This is a genomic window from Bradyrhizobium sp. USDA 3262 (assembly GCF_054060035.1).
This window is the reverse complement of record NZ_JBSSCT010000001.1, coordinates 639,614-654,888: the sequence shown is the minus strand read 5'-3', so window position 1 is coordinate 654,888 and position 15,275 is coordinate 639,614. Positions and strand designations below refer to the sequence as shown.

At 64.7% G+C, this 15,275-nt stretch carries 12 protein-coding genes; 8 read left to right on the top strand and 4 right to left on the bottom strand.

The features are described 5' to 3' along the window. Positions 1-42: 42 nt before the first annotated feature. The gene (locus tag ACVWYP_RS03075; RefSeq protein ID WP_304497694.1) at positions 43-1,821 is read left to right on the top strand and encodes an NAD(P)-binding domain-containing protein; all 1,779 of its coding nucleotides are present in this window, start codon (positions 43-45) and stop codon (positions 1,819-1,821) included. Between the two features lie 196 nt (positions 1,822-2,017). Beyond that, on the top strand, positions 2,018-2,980 hold the full coding sequence (locus ACVWYP_RS03070) for an alpha/beta hydrolase (RefSeq protein WP_304497693.1): 963 nt from the start codon (positions 2,018-2,020) through the stop codon (positions 2,978-2,980). A 174-nt stretch (positions 2,981-3,154) separates the two neighbouring features. Here ACVWYP_RS03070 and ACVWYP_RS03065 read toward each other — a convergent pair whose 3' ends face one another. The 3 genes from ACVWYP_RS03065 to rpmB form a co-directional block, all read right to left on the bottom strand. Beyond that, positions 3,155-4,360: an ABC transporter substrate-binding protein gene (locus ACVWYP_RS03065; protein ID WP_304497692.1), complete on the bottom strand. Its 1,206-nt coding sequence runs from the start codon at positions 4,358-4,360 to the stop codon at positions 3,155-3,157. 324 nt (positions 4,361-4,684) lie between these two features. Then, on the bottom strand, positions 4,685-4,912 hold the full coding sequence (locus tag ACVWYP_RS03060; protein WP_028336196.1) for a hypothetical protein: 228 nt from the start codon (positions 4,910-4,912) through the stop codon (positions 4,685-4,687). 1,036 nt (positions 4,913-5,948) lie between these two features. After that, the gene (gene rpmB / locus ACVWYP_RS03055) at positions 5,949-6,242 is read right to left on the bottom strand and encodes a 50S ribosomal protein L28 (RefSeq protein WP_304497691.1); all 294 of its coding nucleotides are present in this window, start codon (positions 6,240-6,242) and stop codon (positions 5,949-5,951) included. Positions 6,243-6,596: 354 nt separating this feature from the next. On the opposite strand from rpmB, the gene ACVWYP_RS03050 reads away from it, so the two are divergent. The 6 genes from ACVWYP_RS03050 (at position 6,597) to ACVWYP_RS03025 (ending at position 14,521) form a co-directional block, all read left to right on the top strand. Then, entirely contained in the window at positions 6,597-7,427 is an 831-nt protein-coding gene (locus ACVWYP_RS03050; RefSeq protein WP_439711231.1) for a DUF3108 domain-containing protein, read from the top strand. Between the two features lie 743 nt (positions 7,428-8,170). Beyond that, positions 8,171-11,683, top strand: a complete 3,513-nt coding sequence (locus ACVWYP_RS03045; protein WP_304497690.1) for a helicase-related protein — start codon at positions 8,171-8,173, stop codon at positions 11,681-11,683. Positions 11,684-11,713: 30 nt separating this feature from the next. After that, positions 11,714-11,998 (top strand): RNA-binding S4 domain-containing protein, encoded by a 285-nt coding sequence (locus ACVWYP_RS03040; RefSeq protein ID WP_028341879.1) that lies wholly within the window; start codon positions 11,714-11,716, stop codon positions 11,996-11,998. A 137-nt stretch (positions 11,999-12,135) separates the two neighbouring features. Continuing rightward, positions 12,136-12,474, top strand: coding sequence for a ferredoxin FdxA (gene fdxA / locus ACVWYP_RS03035; RefSeq protein WP_304497689.1), 339 nt, complete (start codon positions 12,136-12,138; stop codon positions 12,472-12,474). Between the two features lie 411 nt (positions 12,475-12,885). Further along, positions 12,886-13,695 (top strand): CarD family transcriptional regulator, encoded by an 810-nt coding sequence (locus tag ACVWYP_RS03030; RefSeq protein WP_304497688.1) that lies wholly within the window; start codon positions 12,886-12,888, stop codon positions 13,693-13,695. Between the two features lie 283 nt (positions 13,696-13,978). Continuing rightward, positions 13,979-14,521 carry a hypothetical protein gene (locus tag ACVWYP_RS03025; RefSeq protein WP_304497687.1) on the top strand — a complete coding sequence of 181 codons (543 nt, stop codon included), beginning with the start codon at positions 13,979-13,981 and terminating at the stop codon, positions 14,519-14,521. A 334-nt stretch (positions 14,522-14,855) separates the two neighbouring features. Here ACVWYP_RS03025 and ACVWYP_RS03020 read toward each other — a convergent pair whose 3' ends face one another. Then, positions 14,856-15,275: a hypothetical protein gene (locus tag ACVWYP_RS03020; RefSeq protein ID WP_304497686.1), complete on the bottom strand. Its 420-nt coding sequence runs from the start codon at positions 15,273-15,275 to the stop codon at positions 14,856-14,858.

Sequence of the window (15,275 nt, the reverse complement as noted above, 5' to 3'; positions counted from 1 at the left end):
TGTTGTCAGATAGACGGCAACTGCTCCCGAGAAAGCACGATCATGCTGGACAGACTGAACCCGGCTACCGAGGACACGCCTGAACTTGCCGCCGAGCGATGGATCGGCGCGCTGGATGCGGCGTTCGCGAGCCGCTCCGCCGAGGCTCTCGCCGCGCTGTTTGCGCCCGAGAGCCACTGGCGCAATATCTTCGGCATCTCCTGGCAGTTTGCGACCTTCAGCGGACGGCAGCGCGTCGTGGCCGAGCTGCTTGCACGCGCAGACGCGGTCGGCGCGAGCGGATTTCGTCTCGATGACCGTGCCTTGATACCGCGGCGGACCGTGGTGGCCGGGCGCGAGGTGATCGAGGCCGTCTTCACCTTCGAGACGTCGAATGGCGCCGGCACCGGCGCGGTCCGCCTGCTGCCTGAGAGGGGCGAAAATTCCGCGGCGTGGACGTTCTCCACGATGCTCGACTTCAACCGCATCTGCGAGGCGCGCACCGATCGCGCTGCCGAGCTATCCCACGCGCGCGATTTCGCCGCACCCGACTGGCTGGAGCAGCGGCAGGCCTCGCGCGCCTATGCCGACCGCGAGCCTGACGTGCTGATCGTCGGCGGCGGCCATGCCGGCATCGCGGCCGCGGTCGAGTGCAAGCGGATCGGGCTCGATGCCCTGATCGTCGATCGCGAGCGGCGCATCGGCGACAATTGGCGGCTGCGCTATCGCGGCCTCAAGCTGCACAACAAGACGCCGGTCAATCTGTTTCGCTATCTGCCGTTTCCGCCGAGCTTTCCGGACTACATCCCGAAGGACAAGATCGCGAACTGGCTGGAGAGCTATGTCGACATCATGGAGCTCGACTTCTGGACCGAGACCTCGTTCGAAGGCGCGCGCTATGACGACACGGCGCAACGCTGGACGGTGACGCTGCAAGGGACCAGCGGCCCGCGTACGCTGCATCCGAAGCACATCGTACTCGCGACCAGCGTCTGCGGCACGCCGAACGTCCCCAGGATCGACGGCATCGAGAATTTCGAAGGGAAGGTGCTGCACTCCAGCGCGTTCGCGGCCGGGCGCGAATGGGCAAGGCGCTCGGTCGTCGTGTTCGGCACCGGCACCAGCGCACATGACATCTGCCAGGAGCTGCACGCCGCCGGCGCCGACGTCACCATGGTGCAGCGCAGCCCGACCATGGTGGTCAATGTCGAGCCGGCGCAGCTCTACGACAAGACCTATCTCGGCGACGGCCCGCCGATCGAGGTGCGCGACATCCTCAATTCCGGCGTGCCGCTGCCGGTGATGAAGATCGCGCACCGGATCATCACCGACGAGGTGAAGCGGCTCGATGCGCCGCTGCTGTCGCGGCTGGAGCGCGCCGGCTTCCGGCTCGAATTCGGCGAGGACGGCACCGGCTGGCCGCTGAAATTCCGCTCCCGCGGCGGCGGCTACTACTTCAATGTCGGCTGCTCCGAATTGATCGCCGACGGCAAGATCCGCCTGATCCAGGCCGCCGACATCGCTGACATCACCGCCACCGGCCTTGCGCTGAAGGACGGCACCTCGCTCGCCGCCGAGCTGTTCGTGCTCGCCACCGGCTACAAGGGCCCGGACCATCTGGTCGGCAGATTGTTCGGCGAGGACGTCGCCGCGCGCGTCGGCCGGGTCTGGGGCTTCGACGAGGCGACGCAAGAGCTGCGCAACATGTGGACGCGCACGCCGCAGCCCGGCCTCTGGTTCGCCGGCGGCGCGTTCTCGCAGGCCCGCATCTACAGCCGCTTCATCGCGCTGCAGATCGCAGCGATCGAGGCCGGCGCGCTCTCGAAGCAGGTAGAGTTTTGACGAAGTCATCTCACCCGCTGTTTTCTTCTCCCTCTCCCCGCTCTTGCGGGGAGAGGGTTGGGGTGAGGCGCTCGGTCCGCGCATTCGACTCGTGGAGATTCCCCCTCACCCGGCGCTGCGCGCCGACCTCTCCCCGCAAGCGGGGCGAGGTGAAGCAAGTTGCCCCATCGTTGCTCACTTGAACTAAAGGACTCCCATGCCGCTTCCGCTCGACCCCGTCATTGAGAAGATCATCCCGCTGCTGCCGCTGCGCGATCCCGAAACCATGACGCCGCAGAGCTGTCGCGATTCGCTCCGCGCGCTGGCCGAGGCGCGCAAGGCGGTGCCGCCGCCGCCGGTCGACGTGGCGCGCGATATCGCGGTCGCGGGCGCCGCCGGCAAGCTCGGCGCGCGGCTCTATCGCAACGGCCGCGGCACGGCGCCGACCGTGATTTTCTTCCATGGCGGCGGCTGGGTCGCCGGCGATCTCGAGACCCATGATCGCCAGGCCCGCAACCTCGTGATCGACACCGGCGCTGTGGTGATCTCGGTCGATTACCGCCGGCCGCCGGAGACGCGCTTTCCCGGCGCGTTCGAGGATGCGTTCGCCGCGATCCGCGACGTGGTCGCGCGGATCGACGAGTTCGGCGGCGATCTCGCCCGCGTCGGCGTTGCCGGCGATTCCGCAGGCGGCAATCTCGCCGCCACGTCAGCGCTCGCCTGCCGCGACGCCGGCATCAGGCTCGCCGGGCAATTGCTGGTCTATCCCGTCACCGATGTGGTCGGCAATTTCGCCGATGCGGGCGAGAACGCCAGGTTTCCGTCACGCGCCGAGAATGCGGACGGCTACTTCCTGACGCGCGCGACGATGCAGTGGTTCTGCGGGCACTATCTCGCCGACAAGGCTGAGGGCGCCGACTGGCGCGTCTCGCCGCTGCGCGCGAAGAGCCTTGCCGGTGTCGCGCCGGCCGTCGTCACCACAGCCTGGTTCGACCGGCTGCGCGACGAGGGGCACGCTTACGCCGAGGCGTTGCAGGCGGCCGGCGTGCCGGTGACCTATCATGCCGGCGAGGGCCTGATTCACGGCTACTTTGGTCTTGGCGATGCCTCGGACGCCGCACGCGCCGAGGCGCAGCGCGCGCGGGCGGATTTCAAGGTGTTGTTGGAGCGGAGAGTCTAAGCTCCCGTCGTCCCGGCCAAGCGAAGCGCGAGCCGGGACCATAACCACCGCAGCCTGTTGTTGCAGAAGGCTGCGGCCCCAGCGTCGTGCCACACCGACATTCGTGGTTATGGGTCCCTGCTTTCGCAGGGACGACAATCTTGATGTGGATCGTATTGCGTTCAACAACCTCTCTCAATCATTCCCGATCGTGTCGCCGAACAGCTGCCAGGTCTCGCCGTTGAACTTCTGCAGCCGCATCGCCTCCACCGGGAAATAGTCGGTCGGCGAGGTCTTCACCTTGATGCCGGGCAGGAACATCGGCAGCGCGATGTCGAGGTTGGCGGCCTGCTTCATGATGTTCTCATGGGTGAGGTCGTCGCCGCATTGCTTCAGCACCTGCACCGTCGCCTCCGCCACCACATAGCCGTAGACGATCAGCTGGTCCTGCAGATTGCCGTCCGGAAAATACTTCTTCATGAAGTCCTGCCAGGCGATCACGTCCTTATCGTCCTTCCATTGCGGATCGTTCGGATCCTTCAGCGAGTAGGACGAGATGATGTCCTTGGAATAGTCGAAGCCGGCGGGCTTCAGCACCGAGGACACCGAGGTCGAGGTCGCCGCGAGGAAGAACAGGTCCGGCTTCCAGCCGATCTCGCCGATCTTCTTGATCGCCTGCGCCGCCTGCTTGGGGATCGCGTGCATGAACAGCACGTTGGCGCCGGAGGATTTCAGTTTCACGATCTGGCTGTCGACCGTCGGATCGGTCGATTCATAGGTCGTCTCCGCCACCACCATCTTGGCGGTGTTCTCCGGCCCCAACCCCTTCTTGAAGCCGTTGCCGTAATCCTTGCCGGCGTCGTCGTTCTGGTAGAACAGCGCGATCTTCGCATCCGGCTTGTTGGTCAGCACATATTTGGCGTAGACCGCGGTCTCGGCCTGGTAGGACGGCTGGAAGCCGATCGTCCACGGATAATGCTGATAGTCGCCCCACAGCGTGGCGCCGGCGCCGACGAACAGCTGCGGCACTTTCTTGTCGTTGAGATATTTGCGCACGGCTAAACCCGTCGGCGTGCCCAGCGGATTGAGGATCGCGGCGACCTCCTCCTGCTCGACCAGCTTGCGGGTCTGCTCCACCGTCTTCGGCGGCGAGTAGCCGTCGTCGAGCGTGATCAGGTTGATCTTGCGCCCGTTCACACCGCCCCGGTCGTTGATCATCCTGAAGTAGGCGGCCTGCGTCTTCGCGATCACGCTGTAGGCCGACGCCGCGCCGGAGAATGGCGAGGTCTGTCCGAGCTTGATCTCGGTGTCGCTGGCGCCCGTGCCATATTTCTTCTCGGCGGCGTGTACCTGCGTCGCGAGCGCAAGCGCGACGGCTGCCGTGACGGCCTTCCAGATCATTGTGAGCCTCCCTGTGGCTTTTTTGTTTTGTTCGCGAGGGAGAGCTTACGCAGGTCGAGGGAGACGGGCTTGTGGCGCGACGCCGGGGCAGGAATGCGCAAATGCGGCGGGGGTGGCCAAATTGGCCTATGTGCGGTGGCCTGCCGTGGAGCGGAATGCCGCTTCCCTTAACCTCGCCCCGCTTGCGGGGAGAGGTCGGATCGCATGTAGCGTAGCGCAATGCGATCCGGGTGAGGGGGTACAGGTCTAACGGCGACCTAACGTGTGGAGAGAAGCCCCTCACCCTAACCCTCTCCCCGCAAGGGCGGGGCGAGGGAATAACCTTTAGCGCACGCGCACGCTGCCGGTCGTCACCGGATCGGTCGGCAGCACGGTCGCGCCCGCTCTGCTGGCGGCGGCGGAGGTGATCATGCCGGGCTCGGCCGCGGCCTGCACATTGCGAGGCGGGTTGAATTCGAGGATGACGAGGGCGGCCGTCGCGAGCACCGCCACGGCGGCGGTTGCGATCGCAGGCACCAGTCTTCCGCGCGGATCGGCTGCGCGAACTTGCATTGACGAATTCCTTTATCGGGGTCGTTCTTTGGACGTGACATAGGAACGGCCAGGCTTCTTCCCAAGAGTGCGGCGCACATGCCTCACAATCAGTTGTGCTGGCCGTGATGTCCCTCACGGTCTTCGAGACGATGCGGGCTTGGCCTGCGTCGAATCGCATTCGTGTCGGACGGCTTGTTTGCACACTAATAGTTGGAAGAGATCGTGGCGTTTTGCATGCGCCTCATGCGCTCGTGATGATGCACAGTGATGTTGTGATTAACGTCCGCCTTCGCCAAGGCTGCGGCGCGACAAGTCCACGCGAGAAGCCGCTTTTGCCTTTATTTATAGGCTTTCTTTGTGGGTCGGAGCGCCTGCGTTAAGTGTTTCTTCACGCACTCTCGATGCATCAAGCAGAAGACTCGTGTGATGTGCGCGTGATGGAAGAGATGATACCGCTGTCATTGGCGGCAGCTGTCAGCGGACTGTCGTAGTCATTAGCGACGCCGTCATTGCGAGGAGCGAAGCGACGACTTGTCCGCCTTGGCGAAGGCGGAAGCAATCCATCTCTCTTGGCGCTGTACGATGGATTGTTTTGCTCTGTGCGCAATCACGAAAAGAAAAATCCACTCGCTACTCATCCGCGCGTGCGCGAGCGCACATCGGTCGGATCGATTCACCTGTCAGACAGCAGGAGAGGGTGCGCGCGCGTAGTCTCGCGGCGCGATCGGCCTGAGCTTTGCGGCAGCTTCGCTTGTCGGCAGAGGGCGAAGGGAACGCCGGGTGCCAGCACGCACGCACCCATGGGTCCCGAGCTCAGGGTGAACTCAGACGCGATTGCTGCGATGTATCGGCTCCCTGCGATTGCCTCAACAACCTGTCCAAGCACTGCACTATCGCAAATTGAAATGCTCGCTCTCGGATGATTCCGCGAGGGATGCGCCTGAGAGGTGAACGAGACGATCTTCCCAAAACAAAAACGGCCGGGTCATCCGACCCGGCCGTTCAAAACTCTCTCCGCGAATTCCGCGTTCGCGTCTAGCTCAGCTCGCCTTCTTCACCGGCGCGGGCTTGCCGACCTCTTCTCGATCGCGCGCTTGAGATCCAAAGCGCGGGGCGAGAGCACGTCGGCCTTGGCCTTGAGCAGGTAGGCGTCGAGGCCGCCATTGTGGTCGACGCTCTTCAGCGCGTTGGTCGAGACGCGAAGGCGCACGTTGCGGCCGAGCGCTTCGGAGATGAAGGTGATGTTGGCCAGGTTCGGCAGGAAGCGCCGCTTGGTCTTGATGTTCGAGTGGCTCACCTTGTGGCCCGTCTGGGGGCCCTTGGCCGTCAGTTCGCAGCGCCGGGACATCTTACAAAATCCTTATTGCATCCCCGCCGCTCGAAGGGCGTGCAATCACACGGCCCGCGCGGGGGTTTTGAATTCGCGTCCATTTTCCAGGAACCGCGGGTGTATAGGGGGAGAATACCCGAGCGTCAAGATTATATCGCCGCATGCCGGGCACCGGAATTGCCGGTTCATAAGGTCTTCCAGCCACTTAACGGCGGATATGGCAACCATATAAAGGGCGTATTCGGCTGCAAGTCTAGGTTCCATACAAGATGCGCCTTGTTGTCCGGCCGAATTGAACGCCGAAATGGACAACGGATAGAGCGCCGATAGCAGGACCGTCAGGTAGGTTAAGTGACCACCGTCATTGCCATTTTGCCCCCGCTCGGCCGGCTGCTCGGCCTGTGCGCCGGCGCTTTGCTGCTGTTTTGCGCCGAGCGCGCCAGCGCGCAGGGTCGGCTCGACGCCCAGTATGAGGCGACCTTGGCCGGTATCCCGGTCGGCAAGGGCAGCTGGACCATCGAAATCGGCGACGACACCTTCTCGGCCTCGGCCCAGGGCGGCACCGCGGGCCTCTTGAAGGCGTTTTCCGGCGGCTCCGGCGCGGGCGCCTCGCAGGGCCGCGTCGTCAACGGGGCGCTGGCGGCCTCCTCCTACACCGCGACCACCACCACCTCGAAGAAGTCGGAGACGATCCGGATGGTGCTGGCCAATGGCGGCATCAAGGAATCCTCGATCGAGCCGGAGCCGCCGGTCGATGCCGACCGCCTGCCGGTGACCGACGCGCAGAAGAAGAACGTGTTCGATCCGATGACCGGCTCGTTCCTGCGCGCCCCCGGCAATGCCGAATTGATGAGCCCGGATATCTGCCGCAGCGGCGCCGGCATCTTCGACGGCCGCATGCGCTACGACCTGAAGCTCGATTTCAAGCGGGTCGAGATCGTCAAGGCCGAGCGCGGCTACCACGGCCCGGCGCTGGTCTGCGCGCTCTATTTCGTGCCGATCTCGGGCTACATCCCGGATCGACCCGTGATCAAATATCTCGCCGCCCAGCGCAACATCGAGATCGCCTTCGTGCCGATCGCCGGCACCCGCCTGCTGGTGCCGTTCCGCATGACGATCCCGACCCCGCTCGGCCAGGCCATGCTGGAAGCCACCTCGTTCGTGACGACAGCCGCGCCGCCGCGCGTGGCGAAGACGCAGTAACCCCCTGTCGTAACCCGGATAAGCGAAGCGCTATCCGGGGATAGTCGTCCCGCATATCGCTTCGCTCATGCGGGCTACGCGGTAGCCAGACCGTCACCCTGAGGAGGCCGCGAAGCGGCCGTCTCGAAGGGCGACGCCACCAGCCGGGCCGTGCATCCTTCGAGACGCGCTACGCGCTCCTCAGGATGACGGGACTGAGAGGGTGATTGCCCTGCGCCATGCAACGAACGTCACCGGAATCCAGTTGACTCTTGCCCGCTTCTGATTCGACTCGGTCACCCCTGGAACTTAAGGAATTCAGTCCGCATATCCTGTGCTTGTGGAGCCCTCTCAAACTTGATCTAGTGCCGCCGCCGTCAGCCTACCCGAGATGTTGCGGTGAACGTTTCAGGTCCCAAATCGAGTCAGCGATTCGGCCGCGATTCGTTCTAGACTCGTTCCAGAGCTTAAGCCGGGCGCGGAAAGCGTCGCATTGTGAGACAGATTTTGTGAAAGGACGCGTGAAGGAGTGAAGACCAGAGCGTCAATCCCTCACCGTCACCCTGAGGAGGCCGCGCAGCGGCCGTCTCGAAGGGCGACGGCCCTGCTGTCTCATCAAGATCGCCGCAAACGGGTCGATCTCGGCCATGCATCCTTCGAGACGCGCTGACGCGCTCCTCGCAGGTACAACGGCGAATTCGCCGTTGTACCGGGGATGACGGATCAGAGAGCGCCCCAACAAATTCAAGAAACACCTGCAAAATATGGCTTTCTCAAATTCGTTCGGAAATGACCGCGTGCCCGGTGCAGGCGTCACCGCGGTGCTCGGGCCGACCAACACCGGCAAGACGCATCTGGCCATCGAGCGCATGCTGGCGCATTCGTCCGGCCTGATCGGGCTGCCGCTGCGGCTCTTGGCGCGCGAGGTCTACAACAAGATCGCGGATCGCGCCGGTGTCGACAACGTCGCGCTGGTCACGGGCGAGGAGAAGATCAAGCCGAAGGCGCCGCGCTTCTGGGTCTCGACCGTCGAGGCGATGCCGCGGGATCTCGATGTATCCTTTCTCGCGGTCGACGAGATCCAGATCGCCGCCGATCTCGAGCGCGGGCATGTGTTCACCGATCGCATCCTCAATCGCCGCGGCCGCGACGAGACGCTGCTGCTGGGCGCGGCAACAATGCGGCCGATGATCGAGCGGCTGCTGCCGGGTGCCTCGATCATCACGCGGCCGCGGCTGTCGCAGCTCGAATTCGCCGGCGACCGCAAGATCACGCGGCAGCCGCGACGCACCGCGATCGTGGCGTTCTCGGCGGACGAGGTCTACGCGATCGCCGAATTGATCCGCCGTCAGCATGGCGGCGCGGCGGTGGTGCTGGGCTCGCTCTCGCCGCGCACGCGCAATGCGCAGGTTGCGATGTTCCAGAACGGCGACGTCGATTACCTCGTCGCCACCGACGCGGTCGGCATGGGTCTCAATCTCGACGTCGATCACGTCGCCTTCGCCTCCGACCGCAAATATGACGGCTATCAGTTCCGCCGCCTGACGCCGGCCGAATTCGCGCAGATCGCGGGCCGCGCCGGCCGCGCGACGCGCAACGGCACCTTCGGCACCACCGGGCGCTGTGCGCCGTTCGAGCCGGAGCTCGTCAACGCGCTGCAGAACCATACCTTCGACGCCGTCAAGGTGCTGCAATGGCGCAACGCCAAGCTCGATTTCGCCTCGCTCGGCGCGTTGCAGGTGTCGCTGGCGCTGTCGCCCAATCATGAGGCACTGACGCGGGCCCCGGTGGCCGAGGACCTGCGGGTGCTCGAGCATGTCGCGCGCGACGCCGAGGTGCGCGAATTGGCGCATGGGGCTAAAGCGGTCGAGCGGCTGTGGGAGGCCTGCCAGGTTCCGGACTATCGAAAGCTGTCGCCGGCCGCCCATGCCGAACTCGTGACCACGCTGTATGGCTTCCTGATGCAAAAGGGGCGTATCCCTGACGCATGGTTTGCCTCCCAGGTCGACCAGGCCAACCGGACCGACGGCGATATCGACACGCTATCGGGCCGGATCGCGCAGATCAGGACCTGGACCTTTGTTGCCAACCGGCCGGACTGGCTTTACGACCCGGACCACTGGCAGGGGATCACGCGCGAGCTCGAAAATAAATTATCCGATGCGCTGCATGAACGGCTCACGGAGCGTTTCGTTGACAGGCGGACCAGTGTATTGATGCGCCGCCTGCGGGAGAACTCAGTTTTGAATACGGAAATTGGCAAGACCGGTGAAGTGATCGTGGAAGGCCACGTGATCGGCCGGCTCGATGGTTTCACCTTCGCACCTGATGCGGCCGAGGCCGGCAGCGACGCCAAGGCGCTGCAAGCCGCCGCCCAGCAGGTGCTGGCACGCGAGATCGATGCGCGCGCCGAGAAACTGGGCGCCGCGCCCGACGAGCAGTTCGTGCTGACCTCCGACGGCACCATCCGCTGGACCGGCGATGCGGTCGCCAAGCTGGTGGCCGCCGACGACGCTCTGCATCCGCGGCTGCGCATCATCTCCGACGAGCGGCTGACCGGCGCATCGCGCGAGGCGGTGCAGACCCGGCTCGATCTCTGGCTTAAGACGCATATCGAAAAGCTGCTCGGGCCGCTGTTCGAACTGTCCAAGGCCGAGGACCTGCAGGGCATCGCCCGCGGCATCGCCTTCCAGCTGGTCGAGGCGCTCGGCGTGCTCGAACGCGCGAAGATCGCGGCCGAGATGAAGGATCTCGACCAGCCCTCGCGCGCGGCCTTGCGCAAATACGGCGTGCGGTTCGGCGCCTACCACATCTATTTCCCGCAGCTGTTGAAGCCCGCGGCGCGCTCGCTGGCCTCGCTGCTGTGGGCCGAGAAGCAGAGCAATGTCGACATGGCGGCGCTGTCGAATGTGCAGCATCTCGCGAGTAGCGGCCGCACCTCGTTCCCGGTCGACAAGCAACTCGCCCGCGATGCCTATCGCGTGCTCGGCTATCGCCAGTGCGGCGAGCGCGCGGTGCGCGTCGACATCCTGGAGCGGCTCGCCGATCTGATCCGCCCCGCTTTGGCCTGGCGCGAGACCTCGCCGGGCGAGAAGCCTGCGGGCGCGTTCGACGGCCGCGGCTTTGTCGTGACGCAGGCGATGACCTCGCTGACCGGCTCCGCCGGCGAGGACTTTGCCTCGATCCTGCGCGCGCTCGGCTACCGCATGGACCGCCGTCCGCCGCTGCCGCCGAAGCCCGTTGAGGCCACACCGGCAGAGACCACGGAGGCCGTCGCCGAGACCACGGAGACCGTGGCCGGGACCACCGAGACGGTTGCCGCCGAGACGCCGCCGGTCGAGGCGACGTCTGACGCTGCCGTGGATGCGCCGGTCGGTGCCACTGCCGAAGTTGTGGCCGATGCGCCGGAAGCTGCCACGGATCAGCCGGTGTCCGGCGATCCCGCACCATCGGCCGCGCTGCTGCCCGATGTCGGCTTTGCCGAGGTGGTGTCCAGCGAGGCGACGCCGGTCGTCGTCGAGACCAAGCCAGAGCCCGTAGCAGAAGTTGCCACAGAGCCCACCGCTGAGGCGCCCGCTTCTGAAGCGGTATCCGAGCCCGCGCCTGCCGCGGAAGCCACCGCAGAGACGCCGTCCGAGACCGCCACTGAAGCGGCCGGGGAGACCGCGGGTGCCGAGGCAGCACCGGCTGAAGCCGCTCCCGCCACCGCGGAGACGCCGGCCGAGCCGCAGCTGGTCGAAGTCTGGCGTCCCGGTGGCCGTTCCGACGAGCGCCGTCCGCATCATCGCGGCCATGATCGCAACCGCGGCCGTCACCAGGGCAAGCCTGCCGAGGGCGCGCAGGCCGCTGAAGGCGGCGGTGAGGGCGACAACAAGCGCGAACATCATCGCCGTCCGCGCCGTCATCAGGATTTCCGCACGCCGCGCCCGGGTGCGCCGGCGGATCCGGCTGCGGCGCCCGCCGAGGGCGCCCAGGCGCGCGACAACAGGGACGACAAGGGCCAGCGCCGCGAACGCTTCGAAGGCAAAGGTCGCGATCGCGACAATGAGCGTCGCCGCGACAACAAGTTCGGCGGCGATCGCAAGGGCGAGCGCGGCGATCGTGACCGCGGCGGCCGCGATTTCGGCAAGGGCGGCCGCGACAAGCGCGAGGGCGGCCCGTCGCATCGGCCCTACGCCTCGAGCGCGCCGCGCGAGCGCGACCGGCCGATCGATCCGAATTCGCCATTCGCCAAGCTCGCTGCCCTGAAAGAGCAGCTCGCAGGCCGGAAGGAATAGTCCAACCCTTGGTTTAACGCTTGGTCTAGTTTGGATCGACAGCGCCTCGACAAATGGCTGTGGCATGCGCGCCTGGTGAAGGCCCGCACCAGCGCGGCTGAACTCGTCGCGTCAGGTCATGTCCGCATCAATGGCACGCGCGAGAAATCGCCGGGCCATGCGGTCAAGGCGGGTGATGTCGTCACCGTCGCGCTCGACAACAGCGTCCGCGTGCTGAAGGTGACAGGCTTTGCCGAGCGGCGCGGCGATGCCAGTTCGGCGCGCGTGCTGTACGAGGATTTGCAGGCCGGCAATTTGCAGGCCGGTAAGGAGTAGTTATCTAGCGCTTGCTATCTCAATTTGGGGTGGCAGGAGCGTGAGAATACTGGCGTTTTTCGAGGGCCGCTTCCCTTGCGGCCCCGGTATTCCTGCGCTACGCAACCCCAGAAAAATCGATCGTTCCGGAGTTTTGGATGACCTACGTCGTCACTGAAGCCTGCATCAAGTGCAAATATACCGACTGCGTCGAGGTCTGCCCCGTCGATTGCTTCTACGAGGGCGAGAACATGCTGGTCATCCATCCCGACGAATGCATCGATTGCGGCGTGTGCGAGCCGGAATGCCCGGCGGACGCCATCAAGCCGGACACCGAGCCGGGCCTGGAGAAGTGGCTCGAGGTCAACCGCGACTACGCCAAGAGCTGGCCGAACATCACCCAGAAGAAGGAGTCGCCCGAAGACGCCAAGGAGTGGGAAGGCAAGGAAGGCAAGTTCGAGAAATATTTTTCTCCGAATCCGGGCAGCGGCGACTGATTCGCCAGAGATTACCACGGTAAGGGTGGACGTCGGTCCGCCGCGGCCCTCCGTTAAGCCGCCGATTTAACCCTAATGACGGACATATGACCTGAACGGCCCCTGTTATGCCCGGAATCGGGCGTAAACCATTGATTTTTGCGGAAAATGTGCTATATCTGACACATTACAGGCCAAGAACCCCCTGCCATGCGTACCTTGTGGCTTCGAGGTTCCCGCAAACTCGAACAGGGGCGTGGCAGTTTCCGCGCGCAGGCTGTGTCACAGAAAACGCGTAAAAAGAGTGCTTCAAAGACGACGAAAAAAGCCGCTGTCGTTGCTCGCAGCGCAACCAAGGGCCGTGCCAAGGCGTCTGTGAAGGGCGCCAAGAAGGCGGCGGCTGCAAAGTCCTCAAAGAACAAAAGAAGCGTGATGCCAGAAAAGACTGCCAAGACTGCCGCGAAAGCGGCAGCTGCGAAGCCCGCTGCTGCCAAGGTCGCCCCCAAGCCTGCCGCGACCAAGACGGCTGCTGCGCCGAAGCCGGCCGCCCCGAAGGCTACCGTCCCCGCCGCTGCTCCGAAGGCCGCCGCCAAGCCGGCCGCCGCGCCGCGCGTCGAGGAGCCGAAGAAGGTCGTGACCCAGCGCCAGGGCTTCAAGGCCAACGAATTCGTGGTCTATCCCGCTCACGGCGTCGGCCAGATCCTGGCGATCGAGGAGCAGGAGATCGCGGGCGCCAAGCTCGAGCTGTTCGTGATCAATTTCATGAAGGACAAGATGACGCTGCGCGTCCCGACGGCGAAGGTCGCCAATGTCGGCATGCGCAAGCTGTCGGAGCCGGCGCTGGTCAAGAAGGCGCTGGAGACGCTGAAGGGCCGCGCCCGCGTCAAGCGCACCATGTGGTCGCGCCGCGCCCAGGAATATGAAGCGAAGATCAACTCGGGCGACATCGTCGCGATCGCCGAGGTGGTCCGCGATCTCTATCGTTCGGAATCGCAGCCCGAGCAGTCCTACAGCGAACGCCAGCTCTATGAAGCGGCGCTCGACCGTCTGTCGCGCGAGATCGCGGTCGTGCAGCACTCGACCGAGACCGAGGCGATCAAGGAGATCGAAGGCCAACTCGCCAAGAGCCCGCGCCGCGGCGCCAAGGCCGAGTCCGCTGAAGGCGACGCCGAGGGCGAGGCCGACGGTGAGGATCTCGACAACGATGGCGACGATACCGCCGTCGAGGACGAAGCCGCCTGAAAGGGTTCGACGGATTGAAAACAAAAGCCCGGTCGCAAGACCGGGCTTTTTGCCTTGGCGGCGTGTCCGTGGGGCACGCTTACCTCGGCAAATGCAATCCGGGTGAGGGTGCAGGCTCTCCGCAAGTTGCAGTCCCACGACTGCGACCTTCGCCCGGGCAGATCGCTACTCCAAACTGTCCGCGCCGCTGGACTCTTGGACCAGCGGCACTCGTTGCCGAGTTATCCCGAAACGGAACGCCGGTAACTTTCGCGCGTTCGCTCGCCAATGAGGAGAGCGGACCATGACATCAAAGGCAGGCATTTTTTTCGCAGGCGTTGGAACAACTTTTATTATCCTAGGCGCTGGGTTCGGTGGTGGACTGTTCATGGCGAATTCGGCGCTTAAGGATTCTGCCGGCGCCCCCGCGCGCGTCTCTTCGCCAGCGCCTGCGGAACCAGCGCGCGTTATCCTGCCATCCACGGCAGAAGCCGCGCAGCCACCGCAGCCTGCCACCCAACGAGAGCCCGCCACGCCAGACGCAGCCTCACCACCGGAGCCAGTCAAGGACGTACAAGCGCCTGTCGAGAAGCAGGCAGACGTGGTCGACACGAGAAAATCTGACATTGCAGAAAAGGAGCGGCGTAAGCGCTACGCCGAACGCAAGGCGAAGCGCGTCGCGACCGAGCAGGCGAAGCGTCAACAGCGGCGCATCGAGCAAGGCGAGCAACGCCGCGAAGCTCCGGTGCTCTTGGAGCAGGCACAACGCCGCGAAGCGCCGATCATGGCGTCCGAAAGCGACGACTCCCCGCCTCGTCCGTTCGCGAATTTCTTCGGGAATGACTGAGCGCATCGCTTACTGAAGGAGTCGAGGAACAGTCCGCAATCGAGGGACGTTAGCGTTGATACAGAAGGTCCGTTCGTCCGATGGCTAACGAAAACCCCATTGCTTCCGCTGCCAGCCCTGAACAACGCATAGAACAGGCGTCAGAGGCGATCCGTCAGATGGCTGAGCGCGGCGTATTCGAACCTTTGCCGCAGCAAGATCGGTGGCTGCATCACTTGAGTGAGGCGGCCAGGGCGGCTCCGCTTCAATCACTTGCCGTTGCATTCTTGCTGGGGGCCTTCCTGGCTCGGCGGTAGCCCGTCGGCGACGCCGTTGATGCTGCCGCGCCGCGTGCTCAATTCGAGCGCTGCTTGATGCCCCAGCGGCGGTTCTCGGAGGTCACAATCCATAGATTGCGGTGCCGAGTGATGATCGATCCATCGGCGCGGTCGCGGCTGTATTCGACCAGGAGGTGAACCTTGCGCGGACTGACCAGCACCGGCTCCTTGCGCTGATAGGTGCTCTTCGCCCATCCCGTGGTGCGCGCCAGATTGTCGAAGAACGACGGCGGCAGCTGGCCCGGGCCTTCCCAGATCACGAGCTGCTCGCCGGACAGAATGACGTGCGGGAAGTGCAGCAGCGCGTCCGTGCCGGCGAGATCGCGAGCATTGAAGCGGTCGGTGAAATCGTCGGTGCAGCGGATCGCCGCCGCGATCATGGCCGCATCGTCGGCATTGTCAGGGCCGGGTTGGAAGACCTTGTCGGCATTACTCAT